The following is an 18,213-nucleotide window of genomic DNA, read 5'->3' on the forward strand; positions in this document are numbered from 1 at the left end:
CCAACAAATATCAACGCTGATACATGAGCGCAGGCCTGATGCTGTGCTCATGTGCGGCGAAGTGTATCGGCAGTAAATAACCCAGGATTAACGGAAACGGATTTCGCTATCTGGAGATTCCCTATGCGAGTAACCATCTCAGCGCCGGACCCCGGCTGCGTTGAATTTGCCACGCGCGCGTTAAATGCATTCATCAAGGGCCGTGGAAATGGTGAGTTTCCCAATCCAAGCGGCGCAATAAGTAATTCATTCTTTGGTGCTGAATGCACTGAAAAGCCTAACGGTAATTATTCGATTAAGTGCTGGCGCATTCCAACTAAATTAGCGGAGGCAGCGTGATGTGCGACGAAATCGACCAGGCCCAAAAACTTGAGCAACTCAACATTGATATCGGTATCGCTAATCGCAAGCCGACAATGACGTTTACGGGCCGCTGCCACTTCTCAGAGTGTAGCCAGCCCATAGAGCGCGGCTTGTTCTGTGATGCCGGGTGTCGGGATGATTATGAGATTGACGAGCGTAGAAAGGGGATGGCAGCGTGACAGCATACTACAACGAGATTGACCCCTATGCAGCCCAATGGCTGAGAAACCTTATTAAAGCCGGTCACATCGCGCCGGGCTATGTTGACGAGCGGAGCATTGAAGATGTCAGACCCGATGATTTACGAGAATTCACACAGTGTCACTTCTTCGCCGGCGTTGGAGTTTGGTCATACGCATTGCGACAAGCAGGATGGCCCGATGATAAGCCCGTCTGGACAGGAAGTTGCCCATGCCAACCTTTCAGCGCGGCAGGCAAAGGAGATGGGTTTGATGACGAGCGGCACCTATGACCATCTTTTGCCTGGCTCATCGATCAGCAGCGCCCTTCAATTGTATTTGGAGAGCAAGTTGCTAGCAAAGCTGTCGATGCTTGGATCGACCTTGTTCAAGCTGACATGGAAGGAATGGATTACGCCTTCGCAAGTACGCCGTTCCCGTCTGCGGGCGTCGGTGCCCCGCACATCAGGGATAGAAATTTCTGGTTGGCCGACAGCCACCACAATAGACAACAATCAGGTGCGCGGAGAAGCAGCAGCGCAGAATCATCCACGAAGGGGATCGACATTAGGTGGAGTGGCGAGATTGGCGCATTGGGCCACCCCCCGAAGTTGCCACTCTGGACACACAACAGGGAGTATCGAGCGAGCGGAGAACAATCGGGGCAGACTGGAAGACATGATATTTCTGGCTTACTGGCCAACACCGATGGCACACGAAGCAAGGCTGGGGTATCAGAATCGCAACAACGGGAAGAAGGGGACGCAGGAAATCTTAACTACCGTGGTAGTGAATTCAGTGGGTTATCGGGAGCATCTAGCACCCCATCAGCCGGCCCGGTTAACGGCTTCTGGCGAGATGCTGATTGGCTCCTGTGCAGAGATGGAAAGTGGCGGCCAGTTGAACCCGGCACATTCCCGCTGGCTGATGGGATTACCAACCGTGTGGGACGATTGCGCGCCTACGGAAACGCTATCAATGCTGAAGCGGCAAAAGTCTTTATAGAGTCATATATGGAGGTGGCATGAGTGAGATTAAGCACCCGGCAATTCGTTACCACGGCGGGAAATACCGATTAGCTCCGTGGATTATCAGCCACTTTCCGGCCCATACACATTATGTAGAACCTTTTGGCGGTGCTGCGTCAGTATTGCTCAGGAAAGAAAGAAGCTACGCGGAAATCTATAACGATTTGGATGGCGACGTGGTTAATCTCTTTTTCGTTCTGCGCGATATGATGTTGAGGGAATGCCTCATTGAATCGTTAATTTTGACGCCATACTCTCGCATCGAATTTACAGGCGCATACGCTGAAACCGAAACAATGGTCGAAAAGGCCCGTCGATTGATTATCCGGGCAACAATGGGATTTGGCTCTGCCGGTGCAACAAAAGGAACAACCGGTTTTCGGCTGGATACTAAGCGGGGGTCGGCAACCGCACAGCACTTGTGGGCAAGGATGCCTGATAATTTAGCGGCAGTTGGCCAGAGATTCGAAGGTGTGTTGGTAGAAAACCGCGACGCTGTTCAATGCATGCTAGACCATGACACTGATTCAACTCTTCACTTTGTAGACCCACCATACGTTCACGATACCCGTGTTATCTCATCCAAATATTACCGCCATGAAATGGACAATGACGCCCATTTAAACCTGCTAGATACCGTAAATAAGCTTGAGGGGATGGTCGTTCTCAGTGGCTACAACACGGATATGTATAACGACATCCTCTCCGGCTGGCAGAAGCAGGAAAAACAATCATCGGCTGCCGGCCGTAAAGGTTCGGTTAAGCGCCTTGAGTGCCTGTGGCTGAGTCCTAATGTTATTATCGGGAGTAAAGCAGCATGAAAATACCAAAAATACCAGATGTAGCGTGGTTCTTTATCGTCATTATCGCATGGGCGGTACTAGCGACTATTTACACGATTGAGAATGAGATGGTGAGGGGGATGTTCGGATGATGCAATGGAAAATGTTATCAGGTGCGCCACGTGATTTCGACGGTGCACCACATTGGGCCAAGCGACTATGCGTCCAGCGCGGTACCGGGCAGAAACTATGGTGGGATGGCATGCAGAAATATCAGGACAAAGAGCAGTTGCTCGATGCTTACACATCTGACTTTGATGAGTGTGTCGATATTTTGGCAGAGCGGCGACTTGTACCCACTAAAGAGGTGGCACCGGAATGGAAACAACCATTGAAAATGCTATCAGGTCAGTAGCTCGAGGTTGTAGGACAGAAATAATTGAAGCCACGGACGGCAAGCCACTTTAAGAACACGACAAAATCATCACAGAAATCCTCGACCGCCACGCAAAAAAAATCACCACTCTACCCCCTAACACTTTTCCGGCTAAACGCTGGTTAAGTTATTTCGTCCGTCAGATTGATAAAGAGATAAGAGGCCAAAATGGATAAATACAGTCTCACATTCGATGAGGCTTGCGAATTTCTCGGCGTGTCACGCTCAACAGCAAAGAAATGGATTTCATCAGGCCGCCTGGCTGCCACTCGCAAAGACCCAGATAAAAAGCAATCACCCTACCTATTAACCAGAAAGGCCTGTATTGCTGCATTAAGCGATCCGGTACACACTGTGTCCGTGATCGGCGGCGGGGCGACTAAGGAGATACCATGTCAATCTTCCGCAGGGGTTCCGTTTGGTATGCCGACTTCACGGCACCGGACGGAAAACGCGTTAAACAGTCTCTTGGGACTGAGGACAAGCGGCAAGCACAGGAGTTGCACGACAGACTAAAGGCAGAGCAATGGAGAATAGAACGCCTGGGTGATTTCCCAGACGTGACATTTGACGATGCCTGCCTGCGTTGGCTTGAAGAAAAAGCACACAAGAAGTCACTCGATGCGGATAAGGGCCGGATGGGATTCTGGCTTATCCACTTTCGAGGAATGTTATTGAAGAATATTACTGAGGCAAAGATATACGCAGCAATAAGCAAAATGACGAACAGAAAGCATAGGGATAACTGGGAGTCGAAAGCTGGTTCGCTGAGGAAGCGCGGTGAGGTGCCGGATCCATATGTTGATGTACCAGTGAGCATCTCAACAAAGGCAAAACATTTGGCATTAATGAAGGCAATTATGCGAGCTGCTGAGCGTGAATGGAAATGGATTGAGAGGGGGCCGGTAATCAAGGTGCCGCAGGAAAGAGGAAGGCGGGTTAGATGGCTTGAACCGCATGAGGCAGTTCGCCTGATAAATGAATGCTCAGAGCCATTAAAGTCTATCGTGATATTTGCCCTGTCCACCGGGCTGCGCAGATCTAATATCGTTGACCTGCAATGGCAAGATATAGACCTGCAACGCAAGGTTGCCTGGATACACCCGGAGGAAAGCAAATCTGGTCAGGCAATTGGGGTCGCTCTCAACGACACCGCTTGCCGGGTACTTCGAGATCAGATTGGTTATCACAAAAAATGGGTGTTCGTACACCGGAAAGCAAGCACGCTTCCAGATGGAACAAAGTCAGCAGCAATAAGGAAGATGCGCGTTGATGGTAACACGGCCTGGAGGCTGGCTCTGAAACGAGCAGGAATAGAAAGTTTCCGCTTTCATGACCTGAGGCATACGTGGGCAAGTTGGCTTGTTCAGGCAGGTGTTCCGCTAACAGTTTTGCAGGAAATGGGAGGCTGGGAATCAATTGAAATGGTACAGAGGTACGCACACCTTGCACCGCGTCATTTGAGCGCCCACGCCAGGCAAATTGATAGCATTTTTGATGGTTATGTCCCAAATTCGTCCCATACGGATAATTTGGAATTACTGAAAGCTGTATAAGTCATTGATTCTTAATGGTACGCCCTACAGGGCTCGAACCTGTGACCTACGGCTTAGAAGGCCGTTGCTCTATCCAACTGAGCTAAGGGCGCATTTGATATTTACCGCAGCATAGAACGCTGCCGGTAGTCAGTTGCGGGTTGGATTATACGGGCAGTCGCTTTTGAGTCAATGGGTTTTCGCCTTACGATTTATCAACTGGCTATTTAATCGTTAATTAATCGTTATTATACGCCTGACAGCACGCCCCGCTTCTGACAAAATAGCTAGATTCCCGCTTTTTTAATTGATGGACCCTTCCACTGATGTCAGCGAAAATTATAGATGGTAAAACGATTGCGCAGCAGGTACGAAACGAAGTTGCTGCGTTGGTACAGAAACGTTTAGCCGCGGGTAAACGCGCCCCCGGCCTTGCTGTTGTGTTGGTCGGTGAAAATCCAGCTTCACAAATTTATGTCGCCAGTAAACGTAAGGCATGCGAAGAAGTGGGTTTCGTTTCCCGCTCTTATGACTTGCCGATGGCGACCACTGAAGCAGAGTTATTAGCATTGATTGATTCACTGAATAACGATAGTGAAATAGATGGAATTCTGGTGCAATTGCCACTGCCTGCCGGAATTGACAATGTCAAAGTTCTGGAGCGCATCCATCCGGATAAAGACGTCGATGGCTTCCACCCATACAACGTTGGCCGCCTGTGCCAGCGCGCCCCTAAACTGCGCCCTTGCACGCCACGCGGCATCGTTACACTGCTGGAGCGCTATGAAATCCCAACTTACGGCCTAAATGCTGTCGTGGTGGGGGCATCGAATATTGTGGGTCGGCCGATGAGCCTTGAGCTGTTATTGGCCGGTTGTACCACTACCGTCACCCATCGTTTTACTAAAAATCTGCGCCAGCATGTCGAAAATGCGGATTTACTGGTCGTTGCCGTAGGCAAACCCGGCTTTATTCCCGGTGAATGGATTAAGCCAGGCGCTATCGTGATTGATGTGGGCATTAACCGCCTGGAAAGTGGTAAAGTAGTCGGTGATGTAGAATTTGATGCCGCCGCCCAGCGTGCGGGTTGGATTACGCCGGTTCCCGGTGGCGTTGGGCCGATGACCGTTGCGACATTGATACAAAATACCTTGCAAGCCTGCGAGGAATATCACGATATCAACGAAAATAGAGTGAAAGGACAGTAATGGACATTTTTCATTTAGAAAAACACCCGCACGTCGAGTTGTGTGACTTATTAAAGTTGCAGGGCTGGAATGACAGCGGTGCCTCAGCAAAAGCCGCCATCGCTGATGGGCAGGTAAAAGTCGACGGGAATGTAGAAACACGTAAGCGCTGCAAAATCCTGGCTGACCAAGTTGTTGAGTTTCAAGGTATGAAGGTGCAGGTTAAAGCCTGAAGTCTATCTCCCCAGCTGGCAGCATAAAGTATGGGCAAAAAAATTGCGGTCACTGGTCAATGCCAGCACCGCAATTTTTTTCGATTCTATCCGCCAGATGTGCGTGTCCAGCGGGGGCAACAATGCTTATTTACGGCGCCATGTCGTCCCTTGCGGGCCATCCTCCAGCACAATACCCAGCTCATTCAATTGATCACGAGCCGAATCTGCCAGCGCCCAATCTTTACTGCTACGGGCATCATTGCGCTGTTTAATCAGAGCTTCAATTTTTGCCACTTCGTCATCGTCAGTGTGCGCACCACTTTGTAAAAACAGCTCCGGGCTCTGCTCCAATAAGCCCAGCACATGAGCCAATCGCCGCAACTCTGCCGCCAAACCATTCGCCGCAGCGATATCTTCAGTTTTTAAGCGGTTCACTTCACGGGCGATATCAAACAGCACAGAATAGGCTTCGGGGGTATTGAAATCATCATCCATTGCCGCCCGGAAACGCGTTTCAAACTCCGCACCACCTGCAGGGGTTGCATTCGCATCCGTGCCGCGTAATGCCGTGTATAAACGTTCTAATGAAGCACGCGCTTGCTTGAGGTTTTCTTCGCTGTAGTTCAACTGGCTGCGATAGTGGCCGGACATCAAGAAATAGCGCACAGTTTCAGCATCGTAATATGCCAATACATCGCGAATAGTGAAGAAGTTATTCAGTGATTTCGACATTTTTTCTTTGTCAATCATCACCATACCAGAGTGCATCCAGTAATTTACATAGGGGCCATCATGGGCGCAGGTTGACTGCGCGATTTCATTTTCATGGTGGGGGAACATCAAATCAGAGCCACCGCCGTGAATATCAAAATGCGCTCCTAACTGCTTACTATTCATTGCGGAACATTCAATATGCCAGCCTGGGCGGCCTGGCCCCCAAGGTGATTCCCAGCTAGGTTCACCGGGCTTGGACATTTTCCACAACACAAAATCCATTGGATTGCGTTTAACATCAGCGACTTCAACGCGAGCTCCCGCCTGCAACTGATCCAAATCCTGCCGCGACAACAGGCCGTAATCCGGGTCACTTTCAACGGAGAACATAACATCGCCATTAGAGGCCACATAAGCATGGTTGCGGGCGATAAGTCTTTCTGTTAGTTCAATAATTTCCGGGATGTGATGGGTGGCGCGCGGCTCTAAATCTGGACGTTCCAAATTCAGTGCATCAAAATCTTTGTGCATTTCAGCCAACATCCGCGTGGTCAACTGCTCACAAGTTTCATTGTTTTCAATTGCGCGTTTGATGATTTTATCATCAACATCAGTGACGTTACGGACATACGTCAGTGAGTAACCTAAATAGCGCAAATAACGCGCAACGACGTCGAAAGCGACAAAAGTACGCCCATGCCCAATGTGACACAGGTCATAAATAGTGATCCCGCATACATACATACCTATTTTACCGGCATGAATAGGCTTGAATTCCTCTTTTTGGCGACTCAGTGTATTAAAAATCTTTAGCATCGGGACATTCCGTGGTTTTTTGTTTTTGCAGTACGCATGGTTAAATAGGATATCATCAGATGATGCGGTAAATCAGCCCCGATACTGCACTTTTTCGCCTATAAAGGCGGCGTTTCGAGTGCTGACTCAATCTCGCAGATATGATATAAGAGCCGTCTAAAGAGTTACGACTCATTTGTGAATACACTTATTACACTAGCAGGAATATTATTATGGTCACTTTTCATACTAATCACGGCGATATCGTCATCAAGACCTTCGCGGATAAAGCGCCAGTTACCGTTGAAAACTTCCTGAACTACTGCCGTAAAGGTTTCTATGATAACACTATCTTCCACCGTGTTATCGATGGTTTCATGATCCAAGGTGGCGGTTTTGAACCGGGCATGAACCAAAAAACAACTGACGCCCCGATTAAAAACGAAGCCAACAACGGCCTGAAAAACACCCGTGGCACCTTGGCAATGGCGCGTACTAATGATCCACACTCTGCCACTGCTCAGTTCTTTATTAACGTTGCTGACAACGACTTCCTGAACTTCCGCTCAGAACGCCCAGATGGTTGGGGTTACTGTGTATTTGCTGAAGTCACCGAAGGCTTGGACGTGGTTGATAAAATCAAAAACGTTTCTACCGGTCGTAGCGGCATGCATCAAGATGTACCTAAAGAGGATGTCATCATTAAAAGCGTGACTGTCAGCGAGTAATGACAGCTTGATGAGCACACTTTTTATTGCTGATTTGCATCTTAGCATTCAGGAACCGGCAATCACTGCCGGTTTCCTGCATTTTATCCAACGTGATGCTATTCATGCTGATGCGTTATATATCCTGGGCGATTTATTCGAGTCCTGGATTGGCGATGATGACCCCGAGCCACTGTATCGGCAAGTCGCTGCGGCATTAAAATCCCTGCAACAACAGGGTGTGCCCTGCTATTTCATTCACGGCAACCGCGACTTTCTGCTCGGTAAACGCTTTGCAATTGAAAGCGGCATGACCTTGCTGCCGGAAGAGAAAGTAGTCGAGTTATATGGCCGTAAAATAGTTATTTTACATGGCGATACCCTATGTACTGATGATGCTGACTATCAGCATTTTCGCCGCCGGGTACACAACCCAATTATCCAAAAATTATTTCTGTGGCTACCGCTGCGCTTTCGCTTGCGCATTGCCGCTTATATGCGCAATCAAAGCCAGCAAAATAATAGCGGTAAATCGCAGCTGATTATGGATGTCAATCCGCAAGCTGTGATTGATACTTTCGAGCGCAATCATGTTAATTGGATGATTCACGGGCATACCCATCGCCCTGCGGTGCATAATGTAAAATTAGCCGAAGCAACAGCGCACCGGGTTGTTTTAGGCGCTTGGCATGTCGAGGGTTCAATGGTCAAAGTCACTCAAGAGCATGTCGAGCTGATTAAATTCCCGTTTGAATCAACTTGCAGCCAATAATTACCCCACTCTTTTTCATTATCTTCATACAAAAAAACCAATAAAACCCACCAAAAGCCGCGACGCAACCGTTTTCCTCGCCTTTAGCTCATGATATGCTCTACGCCCTCTTCGCCAGTGACAATTCATATAAAGTTGTTCTGGCCGACGCTTGCGCAATCACAGGAGCTTTACACCCATGGGAGCCAACCTCGATTCGGCTTATGCAGCCGGGGTTAAAATCGCTATCGTAATGGGGTCCAAGAGTGACTGGGCCACCATGCAATTCGCCGCCGACGTGCTCACCACGCTCAATGTTCCGTTCCATGTCGAAGTCGTTTCTGCTCACCGCACCCCGGACAAACTGTTCAGTTTTGCCGAGCAAGCCGATACCAATGGCTTGCAGGTCATTATTGCCGGCGCGGGCGGTGCTGCTCACCTGCCGGGCATGCTGGCGGCCAAAACGCTGGTGCCGGTCTTGGGTGTACCGGTGCAAAGTGCGGCCTTAAGTGGTGTCGACAGCCTGTATTCCATCGTGCAGATGCCGCGCGGAATCCCGGTGGGAACACTGGCAATCGGTAAAGCCGGTGCGGCAAATGCCGCCTTACTGGCCGCCCAAATACTGGCGCTGCATGATACTGAATTGGCCGCACGTCTAGCGGATTGGCGTAAAAATCAAACGGATGAAGTGCTGGATAATCCTGATCCGAGGGATGAAGCATGAAGCCAGTTTGCGTATTAGGCAACGGTCAGTTGGGCCGCATGCTGCGCCAGGCCGGTGAGCCGTTGGGTATTGCTGTTTATCCGGTAGGGTTAGATGCCGAACCTGAAGCCGTGCCCTATCAGCACAGCGTGATTACCGCCGAGATTGAGCGCTGGCCAGAAACCGCCTTAACGCGCGAGCTCGCCACCCATACCGCGTTCGTTAACCGCGATATTTTCCCGCGTCTGGCTGACCGCCTGACTCAAAAACAGTTACTCGATAGCCTGAATTTGGCCACCGCGCCCTGGCAATTACTGGCCAGCGCCAGTGAATGGCCGCAAATTTTCACCACACTAGGTGAATGGGCGATTGTGAAACGCCGAGTGGGGGGGTATGACGGCCGTGGTCAGTGGCGTTTACGCGCCGGTGAACAAGCGAGTTTGCCAGCAGATGCTTATGGCGCCTGTATTGTCGAGCAGGGCATTAACTTTTCCGGCGAAGTTTCATTGGTCGGCGCTCGCAGTTATCAAGGTAAATCAGTGTTTTACCCACTCACTCATAATCTGCATGAAGATGGCATTCTGCGCATGAGTGTGGCGCGGCCTCAGCCAGATAGCCGCTTGCCCGCTAATCGATTACAGCAGCAAGCTGAAAAAATGCTATCAGCCATTATGGATGAGCTGAATTATGTTGGTGTGATGGCGATGGAGTGTTTTATCGTCGGCGACAATTTGCTTATCAATGAGTTGGCCCCCCGGGTGCATAACAGTGGTCACTGGACCCAAAATGGGGCGTCCATCAGCCAGTTTGAGCTGCATTTGCGCGCTATTTTGGATTTACCACTGCCGACACCGGTGGTGAATACTCCATCGGTGATGGTCAATCTGATTGGTACGCCGCTGAATACCGCATGGCTGTCCCTGCCCTTGGTGCACCTGCATTGGTACGAAAAAGAGGTGCGTGAGGGGCGCAAAGTGGGCCATTTGAATTTAAATGACCCCGATGGCGCAGCATTAAGCACGGCATTGGCCGCATTAGCCCCGTTGCTACCCGCAGAATATCAAAACGCCCTGCATTGGGCGCAAGAGAAGCTGTAATTGATACGCGGGCCGCTGATTCCGCCCGCGTTACCGCTCTAATCGGTGTAATGACGGAACAAAGCCCGCCCCCGCAGCAATCTGGCCCCTAGCCAGCCACCGCACAGTGACAACAACAGCGCGGCCGCCAGTGGCAACAGCCACCACATTACCCAGTTAAGCTGCCATGGGAAATCAAATACTAAGCGCTGTAATGCCCAAAGGGCGGCTTCTGCACCCATGGCAGCAGCCAGCCCCGCCACCAACCCCAAGAGGGCAAACTCCCACCACAATGTGCCGCGCAGTAAGCGTTTACTTGCTCCTAGAGTGCGATAAACCACCAACTCCTGCCGGCGCTGGCGCATACCTACCTGTATCTGGGCCAATAACAGTAACGTGCCACAGATAATCACCAATACCACCATGACTTCCAGTGCCCGGCTAACCTGCTGTAATACCTGCCCGACCTGTTTTAGCATCGCGCCGATATCCAGCAAACTGAGGGTTGGGAACTGGCGGTTTAATTGCGTCAAAACCGCGCCATCCCCCTGATAGCGGAAACTGGTCAGCCAGGTTTGTGGCTGGCCATCCAGCGCACCCGGCGGGAAAATAAAGTAAAAATTAGGGCGCAAACTTTCCCAATCGACCTGGCGAACACTGCTCACGGTGGCACCAAATGACTGAGTATCGCCACTGAATGTCAGTTTATCGCCGACTTTAATCCCCAGCCGGTCAGCAATTCCCTGCTCGATGGACACTTCATCTGCTTTGGGCGGCCATTGGCCTGCGGTGAGAATGTTATGAGCTGGCAAATCTTGCTGCCAGGTCAGATTCAGCTCCCGATTAACCGCTTCACCACCGGGGGCATCCTCGGCAATCCGCTCGGTCGCCAGTTGCTGATTAATTTCAGACAAGCGAACCCGGACGATAGGATAAAAAGTCGATGGGATTATCTGATGTTGGGTCAGGAACTCCGTGACTTGCGGCACCTGCTGCGGCGTCATATTCAATAAGAAATAATTCGGGCTATCGGCGGGCAACTGTTGTTGCCAGCGATCCAGTAAATCTCCGCGCAATACCAATAATAAGGCTAACAGCATGAATGACAATGAGAATGCCGCCAGTTGAGTCAATGTCATCCATGGTTGGCGCAATAACCGGTTGATAGCCAGGCGCAATGATAAGCGGGTAAATGTCAGGCGGCGTAATAGCAATAATCCGCCCCAGCCAATCACACCTAACAGCAACGCCAAGACCAGCATGCCGCCGAGGATCGCCCATAACAGCGAATTCCCGCCCATCAGTAAGGCCAGCAGCCCCACGACGATGATAATCATCACCGGAATAAAATAGCGCAGCGGCCAAACATTGGCGCTGACATCACGGCGCAATACCCGCAGGGGTTGCGTCGCCAGCAATTGCCGATAGGGGCGAATTCCCACCAGCAACGAAATTAATATCAGCGATCCCATTGACCATATCCATGGCCATAAACCCGCAGCCGGTAAAGCTGCCGGCAATACCGGGGACAACAAGCGGATTAAGATTTTCTCGAACAATAGCCCAATGACGCTGCCACACAGGCCCGCCAGCACCAAAACAGAGAGCCATTGGCCGATGATCAACCGCCGTAAAGCACTGCGCCCGGCCCCCAATGTTTTCAGCACCGCCACTAAATCATAGCGGCTGCGGCAATAATGCCCCATCGCCACGGCAACCGCGGCAATTGATAGCAATAAGGTCAATAACGCCGATAGCAACAAGAATTGCTGCGCACGTTGTAGCGATTTCCCCAGCGCGCCGCCGGATTCTTGCAGGCCATACCAGCGCTGGTCTGGCTTCAATTGCGGGGCCAGCCAATCACTAAATTGAGTGATAGCTTCCGGCGAGCCTGCAAACATATAGCGGTAGCTCAAGCGGCTACCCGGCTGGATTGCACCGGTTTTTTCGACATCCGCCAGGTTGATTAAAACACGCGGCGCAGTCTGGAATGGGTTAAAACCGGAATCAGGCTCTTGAAGCACTTCACCAATGATTTTCAGTGAAGTATCACCGACTTCCAAGCTATCGCCGACATTAACCCCAAGCAGCGCCAGCAATCGCGGGGCCACCAGCGCAGTTCCCGGTTCCAGTTTGGCCTCGGCCGGTAAGGTTTCCAGCTTGCCATACAGCGGATAAGCTAAGTCCGTGGCTTTCACATCGGCCAGTTGCGGGCGGTCACCGGCATAGGTCATCGTCATAAATGACAGCTGGCGGCTGACAGACAGCCCCTGCTGCTGCGCTTCCAATAACCACCCCTCAGGGGCGGGATGGGAAGTTCTTAGCACCCGATCACCGGCTAAAAAATCACGACTTTGCTGACTAAGTCCTTGCTCCATCCGGTCACTAATGCTGCCCAGCGCCAAGACACACGCCACCGCCAGGGTTAATGCCAGCCAGACAATCAGCAGTGAGGGGGAGCGCCATTCACGCCAAAACCAGCGCCAAATCATGCTTCCTCCCACAATTTACCGTCTTGTAGCCGCAGCCGACGCTGGCACCGGCCAGCCAGTTGTACATCATGGGTCACCAGAATCAGCGTGGTGTCATAGTCGCGGTTAAGGGAGAATAACAAATCAGCAATACGGTCGCCGGTGTGCCGGTCAAGATTACCGGTGGGCTCATCGGCAAATAATATTTTGGGCCGACCGCTAAACGCGCGGGCCAGCGCCACGCGCTGCTGTTCGCCGCCGGAGAGTTGGGCCGGCAGATGCTGCAGGCGCTTCTCCAACCCGACCTGTTTTAATAACTCAATGGCATGGATTTTACTGTCGCGATCATTTTCACCGCGGAGCAATGCCGGGAGTTGCACATTTTCCAGCGTATTGAGGGTCGGCACCAACATAAATGATTGGAACACAAAACCGACATTTTTGGCCCGCAGTAACGCGCGCCCCTCTTCATCCATCGCGGTCAAAGATTGGCCGAGTAAGCTCACCTCACCACTGCTGCCATCATCAAGGCCAGCCAGGATCCCCAACAAGGTTGATTTACCTGAACCGGACTCACCAATCAGCGCAATTGTCTGAGCGGGTTTGACAACCAGCTCAACTCCGGTAAGGATGGAGAGCTGTTGCTCACCCTGACCGACGTGTTTATTAAGATGATGAACTTCAAGAACGTTTTCCGCTGGCATCTTCCCTTCCTATTGCTGTTGGGATTATTCAGTTTGCGTGCCGCCGCAACCGATACACTTTTGATTCTCGGCGACAGTTTAAGCGCCGGTTACCGCCTGCCAATTGCCCAAGCATGGCCCTCACGGCTGGATAAAACATGGCAAGCCACCCCAGCATTACCCAAGGTGGTTAACGCCAGTATCAGTGGTGATACTGCGGCACAGGGCTTAGCCCGCCTCCCCGCCCTGCTGCAACAGCATCAGCCGCGCTGGGTGTTGATTGAACTGGGTGCTAATGACGGCTTGCGCGGTTTCCCCACTGCAGATATTGAGCGGGATCTTAGGCAAATTATCACTCTAATCAAACAAGCAAAAGCGCAACCTTTATTAATGCAAATCCGTATTCCGCCCAATTATGGTCGCCGCTATACTGATGCTTTTACCGCCATGTATCCACAGCTGGCACAGCAATTCAACATTCCACTGGTGCCATTCTTTATGGAACAAGTTGCTGTAAAGCCCGAGTGGATGCAGGATGATGGCTTACACCCTAACGCCGAGGCCCAGCCTTTCATTGCCGATTGGATGGCGCAACAACTCCAGCCGTTAGTAACCAATAAGTCTTAGTTAACCACTTGTTTAGATAAATAGAATCACTCACTAGGTAAAGTTATGCAAAAAGCAGTATTAATTACCGGTTGTTCCAGCGGTATTGGCCTGATTACGGCGCAAGACTTAAAAAACCGCGGTTACCGCGTGCTGGCGGCCTGCCGTAAACCCGAGGATGTGGCCAAGATGGCGCAATGGGGCCTGGAGGGGATTGAACTGGATTTGGATGACAGCGCCAGTGTCGAACGAGCGGCGGCGCAAGTTATCGCGTTAACCGCAGGGCGTTTGTATGGTTTGTTTAACAATGGCGGCTTTGGGTTATACGGGCCATTGCAGACCATTTCGCGCCAACAGCTGGAAAAACAATTCTCCACCAATCTGTTTGGTACCCACCAACTGACGCAACTTTTGCTGCCGGCCATGCTGCCACACGGTGAGGGGCGCATCATTCAAACCAGTTCGGTGATGGGGTTGGTTTCAACTGCTGGCCGTGGTGCTTATGCCGCCAGTAAATATGCACTGGAGGCTTGGTCTGATGCATTGCGCATGGAACTGCATGACAGCGGAATTCATGTCAGTTTGATTGAGCCTGGCCCGATAAGCACTCATTTTACGCAAAATGTGAATCAAGCGCAGGTTGATAAACCGGTCAATAACCCCGGGATTGCGAAGCGCTTCACCTTACCGCCTGAAGCTATTTTACCGAAATTGCGCCATGCGCTGGAAAGCCCGCGCCCGCAATTACGTTATCCCGTCACCTTAGTGGCCCATGCGCTCACCATATTACGCCGCATATTGCCTGGGCGGATGCTCGATAAAGTCTTGCGGGGCAATGCCTGATAATAGCGATGAGGGTTGAAGCAATATAATTTGCCCCCATTTACTGCTAAAACGGATGAGAGAAAAAATTCATGCTAGCACCTACTACGATTGATATTACTGAAGCTAACCTACACCAGACCTTAGAACAATCCATGACAGTGCCAGTGCTGTTCTACTTTTGGTCTGAACGCAGCCAGCACTGCCTGCAACTGACCCCGGTACTGGATAGACTGGCCGCTGAATATGCGGGCCAATTCATTTTGGCGCGCGTTGATTGCGATGCACAACAGATGGTAGCGTCCCAGTTTGGCCTGCGCTCCATTCCCGCGGTTTATCTCTTTAAAGACGGCCAGCCGGTAGATGGCTTCCAAGGGCCACAGCCAGAAGAGATTATCCGCGAGTTACTGCAACGGGTATTGCCGAAACCTGAAGAGCTGAAAGCGCAGGAAGCTGCACAATTAATCAGTGAGGGCAAAGTGCAAGAAGCGCTGCCATTACTGAAAGACGCCTGGCAACTGATGCAACAAAGCAATAACCCACAAACCAGCGACATCGCCCTGCAACTGGCGGAGGCACAAATCCTGCTCAATCGCAGTGAAGATGCTGAGGGCGTGTTAGCCACCATTCCACTGCAAGACCGTGATACCCGTTATCAAGGGCTGATTGCACAAATTGAGTTGCTCAAACAAGCCGCTGATACCCCCGAGATCCAGCAGCTACAGCAACAAGTGGCGGAACAACCGGATAATGTCGAACTGGCGGTACAATTAGCCCTGCAACTGCATCAGGTTGGTCGCAACGAAGAGGCACTAGAGTTACTGCTGGGTCACTTGAAGAAAGACCTGAGTGCCGCGAATGGAACCGCGCGAAAGACATTAATGGATATTTTGGCCGCATTAGGCACTGGCGATGCGCTGGCAGCCAAATATCGCCGTCAACTGTATTCATTTCTGTACTGATAGGGATATTTAACAGTCATTCACCGTTATTCTATTGCCATTATTTGCTACTGCGCGGGGGCATCCCGCGCTGTTTTATGCTACCTGTTGCTCACTTTTTCTCATTTACACGCATTTACCTGCCTTTCATTAGGCATTTAGCGCGCGGTCACGTAATATTAAGAAACAATATTCATTGCTGACAGGAAGTTAAATATGTTTACGGTTATCCCTGTTCTTATCGTTGTCGCCCTGATTGTGGTCTTTTCCTCAATCAAAATCGTCCCGCAAGGTTTTCAATGGACTGTCGAGCGTTTTGGTCGCTATACCAAAACTCTGATGCCTGGCCTGAATATCGTCGTGCCATTTATGGATCGTATTGGTCGTAAAATCAATATGATGGAACAAGTTCTAGATATCCCATCGCAAGAAATCATTTCCCGCGATAACGCCAACGTCGCCATTGATGCCGTCTGCTTTATCCAAGTCATTGATCCCGTGAAAGCAGCATATGAAGTAAGCAATTTGGAATTGGCCATCGTTAACTTGACCATGACCAACTTCCGTACTGTTTTAGGCTCGATGGAACTCGATGAAATGTTGTCTCAGCGCGACAACATCAATAGCCGCCTATTGCATATCGTCGATGAAGCCACCAACCCGTGGGGCATTAAAATCACCCGTATTGAAATCCGTGATGTGCGCCCACCAACTGAACTGATCTCTGCGATGAACGCCCAGATGAAAGCTGAACGAACCAAACGTGCAGATATTCTGGAAGCCGAAGGGGTTCGTCAAGCCGCTATCCTGCGCGCCGAGGGTGAAAAACAATCACAAATTCTGAAAGCGGAAGGTGAACGTCAGTCAGCCTTCTTGCAAGCAGAAGCGCGTGAACGTGCGGCAGAAGCGGAAGCTCAAGCAACCAAAATGGTTTCTGAGGCCATCGCTGCGGGTGATATTCAAGCCATTAACTACTTCGTGGCACAAAAATATACCGATGCATTACAACATATCGGTTCGGCCAATAACAGCAAAGTCATCATGATGCCATTGGAAGCCAGTAACCTGATGGGCGCTATTGGTGGTATTGCTGAGCTGATTGGTGAGAGTAAAAACAGCCGGGGTAAATAACCATGCTGGTGGATATTGCAGCAAATCCGAACTGGTTTTGGCTATCACTCGGCGGGCTATTATTAGCCGCTGAGATGTTGGGTGCCAGTGGCTATATGCTGTGGAGCGGCGTCGCTGCCGTGGTCGTGGGTATTCTGGTCTGGCTTTTTCCCTTCAGTTGGGAGATGCAAGGTGTGTTATTCGCTGTTCTGACCGTGATTTCTGCATTTCTGTGGTGGTATTGGTTGAGTAAACGCACCAAACCGCTGCCGGCCATGTTAAACCAACGTAATCATCAATTGTTGGGGACACGCGCGACCTTAACCGAGCCGACAGTTGACGGCTATGGCCGCATGAAAGTGGGTGACAGCAGCTGGCGTATTTATTGCTCTAATGAGTTGAGTGCCGGTAGCGAAGTTGAAGTTATCTTAGTGGAGGGGAATACCTTGCATGTCAGGGCGGTTCACCGTCACTAACCCGCTATAAGGCGCATTTATCTGGATGCGCCGCTCACTACAGGCTCGGGGTTCCCGGCCTGTCAGCTAGCTTCCTCTTGTTTATTAACATCTTGCTTCTCGGCGGTGTGGCAACACCCGGCCAGATTATTAATAATCGGGCAATCCGCGCCGTCATCCCCTGGGCACTCATCCGCCAAAGCCAATAACCGCAACCGCATCTGATTAAGATCATTAATGTGTGTTTCGATTTCCGCTACCTTTTGTAATGTTGCCGCTTTCACATCAGCACTGTGGCGCGCTGGATTATGAAACAGTGCCAGTAACTCGCGACATTCATCCAAGGTAAAACCAATCTGCCGCGCCTGGCGTAACAGGGTTAACTCTTCAATATGCTTGGCGCTGTAGCTGCGATAGCCATTATCCGTGCGGATCGGCGGGGTCACCAGTTTCTTCTCTTCGTAAAAACGAATGGCTTTACTGGTTAAACCGGTTTTTTTTGCAACATCGCTAATATTCACTTTACCCCCTTGACCTTCCCCTTGCTGGAAGGTTTAACCTCTATAATTAGTGAAAGGAACCATGTCAGTCAAGCGGAATAAAACCAGTACAGCTTACCGTCCATTTTTGCCCTGAATAAGGGATATAGCTAGG

At 50.7% G+C, this 18,213-nt stretch carries 20 protein-coding genes, 1 tRNA gene and 1 pseudogene; 17 read left to right on the top strand and 5 right to left on the bottom strand.

Features of this window, described 5'->3' with window-relative positions:
• Positions 1-338: 338 nt before the first annotated feature.
• The 6 genes and pseudogenes from D5F51_RS13305 to D5F51_RS22780 all read left to right on the top strand — a co-directional run bounded on the left by D5F51_RS13305 (position 339) and on the right by D5F51_RS22780 (position 4,344).
• A complete protein-coding gene (locus D5F51_RS13305; protein WP_129197256.1) occupies positions 339-542 on the top strand; it encodes a hypothetical protein in 204 nt (67 codons plus the stop codon).
• Positions 539-1,570: pseudogene (locus tag D5F51_RS13310) on the top strand (DNA cytosine methyltransferase). The gene D5F51_RS13305 and the pseudogene D5F51_RS13310 overlap by 4 nt, the downstream one beginning before the upstream one ends.
• Positions 1,567-2,391, top strand: coding sequence for a DNA adenine methylase (locus D5F51_RS13315; RefSeq protein ID WP_129197258.1), 825 nt, complete (start codon positions 1,567-1,569; stop codon positions 2,389-2,391). Before D5F51_RS13310 ends, D5F51_RS13315 begins: the two are co-directional and overlap by 4 nt.
• 109 nt (positions 2,392-2,500) lie before the next feature.
• Positions 2,501-2,767, top strand: a complete 267-nt coding sequence (locus D5F51_RS13320; RefSeq protein ID WP_129197260.1) for a hypothetical protein — start codon at positions 2,501-2,503, stop codon at positions 2,765-2,767.
• Positions 2,768-2,956: 189 nt separating this feature from the next.
• On the top strand, positions 2,957-3,304 hold the full coding sequence (locus D5F51_RS13330) for a helix-turn-helix domain-containing protein (RefSeq protein ID WP_129197262.1): 348 nt from the start codon (positions 2,957-2,959) through the stop codon (positions 3,302-3,304).
• Positions 3,187-4,344, top strand: coding sequence for a tyrosine-type recombinase/integrase (locus D5F51_RS22780; protein WP_245994953.1), 1,158 nt, complete (start codon positions 3,187-3,189; stop codon positions 4,342-4,344). The genes D5F51_RS13330 and D5F51_RS22780 overlap by 118 nt, the downstream gene beginning before the upstream one ends.
• A gap of 15 nt (positions 4,345-4,359) precedes the next feature.
• Here the strand turns inward: D5F51_RS22780 and D5F51_RS13340 are convergent.
• Positions 4,360-4,436 (bottom strand) — tRNA-Arg (locus D5F51_RS13340).
• A gap of 213 nt (positions 4,437-4,649) precedes the next feature.
• Between D5F51_RS13340 and folD the strand changes: the two genes are divergently transcribed.
• Entirely contained in the window at positions 4,650-5,531 is an 882-nt protein-coding gene (gene folD / locus D5F51_RS13345) for a bifunctional methylenetetrahydrofolate dehydrogenase/methenyltetrahydrofolate cyclohydrolase FolD (protein WP_025377483.1), read from the top strand.
• Positions 5,531-5,743, top strand: a complete 213-nt coding sequence (gene ybcJ / locus D5F51_RS13350) for a ribosome-associated protein YbcJ (RefSeq protein WP_005182436.1) — start codon at positions 5,531-5,533, stop codon at positions 5,741-5,743. Before folD ends, ybcJ begins: the two co-directional genes overlap by 1 nt.
• Before the next feature lie 126 nt (positions 5,744-5,869).
• Here the strand turns inward: ybcJ and cysS are convergent, their stop codons facing one another.
• Entirely contained in the window at positions 5,870-7,255 is a 1,386-nt protein-coding gene (cysS, locus tag D5F51_RS13355; RefSeq protein WP_129197266.1) for a cysteine--tRNA ligase, read from the bottom strand.
• 212 nt (positions 7,256-7,467) lie between these two features.
• On the opposite strand from cysS, the gene ppiB reads away from it, so the two are divergent.
• The 4 genes from ppiB to purK all read left to right on the top strand — a co-directional run bounded on the left by ppiB (position 7,468) and on the right by purK (position 10,492).
• Positions 7,468-7,962, top strand: a complete 495-nt coding sequence (gene ppiB, locus D5F51_RS13360; RefSeq protein WP_025377481.1) for a peptidylprolyl isomerase B — start codon at positions 7,468-7,470, stop codon at positions 7,960-7,962.
• 10 nt (positions 7,963-7,972) lie between these two features.
• Positions 7,973-8,713, top strand: coding sequence for a UDP-2,3-diacylglucosamine diphosphatase (locus D5F51_RS13365; protein ID WP_025377480.1), 741 nt, complete (start codon positions 7,973-7,975; stop codon positions 8,711-8,713).
• A gap of 178 nt (positions 8,714-8,891) precedes the next feature.
• Positions 8,892-9,416, top strand: a complete 525-nt coding sequence (gene purE / locus D5F51_RS13370) for a 5-(carboxyamino)imidazole ribonucleotide mutase (protein WP_129197268.1) — start codon at positions 8,892-8,894, stop codon at positions 9,414-9,416.
• Positions 9,413-10,492 carry a 5-(carboxyamino)imidazole ribonucleotide synthase gene (gene purK / locus D5F51_RS13375; protein ID WP_129197270.1) on the top strand — a complete coding sequence of 360 codons (1,080 nt, stop codon included), beginning with the start codon at positions 9,413-9,415 and terminating at the stop codon, positions 10,490-10,492. The genes purE and purK overlap by 4 nt, the downstream gene beginning before the upstream one ends.
• Positions 10,493-10,530: 38 nt before the next feature.
• On the opposite strand, the gene ybbP is transcribed toward purK, so the two are convergent.
• Together ybbP and ybbA are read right to left on the bottom strand one after the other, a co-directional pair.
• Positions 10,531-12,963, bottom strand: coding sequence for a putative ABC transporter permease subunit YbbP (gene ybbP, locus D5F51_RS13380; RefSeq protein WP_129197272.1), 2,433 nt, complete (start codon positions 12,961-12,963; stop codon positions 10,531-10,533).
• Positions 12,960-13,646 (bottom strand): putative ABC transporter ATP-binding protein YbbA, encoded by a 687-nt coding sequence (gene ybbA, locus D5F51_RS13385; protein WP_025377477.1) that lies wholly within the window; start codon positions 13,644-13,646, stop codon positions 12,960-12,962. The genes ybbP and ybbA overlap by 4 nt, the downstream gene beginning before the upstream one ends.
• Here ybbA and tesA point away from each other — a divergent pair.
• From tesA to D5F51_RS13410, 5 genes are all read left to right on the top strand, one after another.
• Positions 13,617-14,252, top strand: a complete 636-nt coding sequence (tesA, locus tag D5F51_RS13390) for a multifunctional acyl-CoA thioesterase I/protease I/lysophospholipase L1 (RefSeq protein ID WP_025377476.1) — start codon at positions 13,617-13,619, stop codon at positions 14,250-14,252. The genes ybbA and tesA overlap by 30 nt on opposite strands.
• A gap of 45 nt (positions 14,253-14,297) precedes the next feature.
• Positions 14,298-15,074 carry an SDR family oxidoreductase gene (locus tag D5F51_RS13395; RefSeq protein WP_129197274.1) on the top strand — a complete coding sequence of 259 codons (777 nt, stop codon included), beginning with the start codon at positions 14,298-14,300 and terminating at the stop codon, positions 15,072-15,074.
• A 71-nt stretch (positions 15,075-15,145) separates the two neighbouring features.
• Positions 15,146-16,015, top strand: coding sequence for a co-chaperone YbbN (locus D5F51_RS13400; protein WP_129197276.1), 870 nt, complete (start codon positions 15,146-15,148; stop codon positions 16,013-16,015).
• A gap of 195 nt (positions 16,016-16,210) precedes the next feature.
• Positions 16,211-17,125 carry an SPFH domain-containing protein gene (locus D5F51_RS13405; RefSeq protein WP_005158246.1) on the top strand — a complete coding sequence of 305 codons (915 nt, stop codon included), beginning with the start codon at positions 16,211-16,213 and terminating at the stop codon, positions 17,123-17,125.
• 2 nt (positions 17,126-17,127) lie between these two features.
• Complete coding sequence (locus D5F51_RS13410; protein ID WP_129197278.1) at positions 17,128-17,580, top strand: NfeD family protein; 453 nt, start codon at positions 17,128-17,130, stop codon at positions 17,578-17,580.
• A gap of 62 nt (positions 17,581-17,642) precedes the next feature.
• Here the strand turns inward: D5F51_RS13410 and cueR are convergent, their stop codons facing one another.
• Positions 17,643-18,080 (bottom strand): Cu(I)-responsive transcriptional regulator, encoded by a 438-nt coding sequence (gene cueR, locus D5F51_RS13415; RefSeq protein WP_025377472.1) that lies wholly within the window; start codon positions 18,078-18,080, stop codon positions 17,643-17,645.
• Between the last annotated feature and the right edge of the window lie 133 nt (positions 18,081-18,213).

The sequence above is a fragment of the Yersinia hibernica genome (assembly GCF_004124235.1).
Classification (GTDB): Bacteria; Pseudomonadota; Gammaproteobacteria; order Enterobacterales; family Enterobacteriaceae; genus Yersinia; species Yersinia hibernica.

What these genes read in the sequence shown, in the direction of transcription:
- D5F51_RS13305 (WP_129197256.1), top strand. Translation starts at nt 339, where the DNA reads ATGTGCGACGAAATCGACCAGGCCCAAAAACTTGAGCAACTCAACATT.
- D5F51_RS13315 (WP_129197258.1), top strand. Translation starts at nt 1,567, where the DNA reads ATGAGTGAGATTAAGCACCCGGCAATTCGTTACCACGGCGGGAAATAC.
- D5F51_RS13320 (WP_129197260.1), top strand. Translation starts at nt 2,501, where the DNA reads ATGATGCAATGGAAAATGTTATCAGGTGCGCCACGTGATTTCGACGGT.
- D5F51_RS13330 (WP_129197262.1), top strand. Translation starts at nt 2,957, where the DNA reads ATGGATAAATACAGTCTCACATTCGATGAGGCTTGCGAATTTCTCGGC.
- folD (WP_025377483.1), top strand. Translation starts at nt 4,650, where the DNA reads ATGTCAGCGAAAATTATAGATGGTAAAACGATTGCGCAGCAGGTACGA.
- ybcJ (WP_005182436.1), top strand. Translation starts at nt 5,531, where the DNA reads ATGGACATTTTTCATTTAGAAAAACACCCGCACGTCGAGTTGTGTGAC.
- cysS (WP_129197266.1), bottom strand. Translation starts at nt 7,255, where the DNA reads ATGCTAAAGATTTTTAATACACTGAGTCGCCAAAAAGAGGAATTCAAG.
- ppiB (WP_025377481.1), top strand. Translation starts at nt 7,468, where the DNA reads ATGGTCACTTTTCATACTAATCACGGCGATATCGTCATCAAGACCTTC.
- D5F51_RS13365 (WP_025377480.1), top strand. Translation starts at nt 7,973, where the DNA reads ATGAGCACACTTTTTATTGCTGATTTGCATCTTAGCATTCAGGAACCG.
- purE (WP_129197268.1), top strand. Translation starts at nt 8,892, where the DNA reads ATGGGAGCCAACCTCGATTCGGCTTATGCAGCCGGGGTTAAAATCGCT.
- purK (WP_129197270.1), top strand. Translation starts at nt 9,413, where the DNA reads ATGAAGCCAGTTTGCGTATTAGGCAACGGTCAGTTGGGCCGCATGCTG.
- ybbP (WP_129197272.1), bottom strand. Translation starts at nt 12,963, where the DNA reads ATGATTTGGCGCTGGTTTTGGCGTGAATGGCGCTCCCCCTCACTGCTG.
- tesA (WP_025377476.1), top strand. Translation starts at nt 13,617, where the DNA reads ATGAACTTCAAGAACGTTTTCCGCTGGCATCTTCCCTTCCTATTGCTG.
- ybbA (WP_025377477.1), bottom strand. Translation starts at nt 13,646, where the DNA reads ATGCCAGCGGAAAACGTTCTTGAAGTTCATCATCTTAATAAACACGTC.
- D5F51_RS13395 (WP_129197274.1), top strand. Translation starts at nt 14,298, where the DNA reads ATGCAAAAAGCAGTATTAATTACCGGTTGTTCCAGCGGTATTGGCCTG.
- D5F51_RS13400 (WP_129197276.1), top strand. Translation starts at nt 15,146, where the DNA reads ATGCTAGCACCTACTACGATTGATATTACTGAAGCTAACCTACACCAG.
- D5F51_RS13405 (WP_005158246.1), top strand. Translation starts at nt 16,211, where the DNA reads ATGTTTACGGTTATCCCTGTTCTTATCGTTGTCGCCCTGATTGTGGTC.
- D5F51_RS13410 (WP_129197278.1), top strand. Translation starts at nt 17,128, where the DNA reads ATGCTGGTGGATATTGCAGCAAATCCGAACTGGTTTTGGCTATCACTC.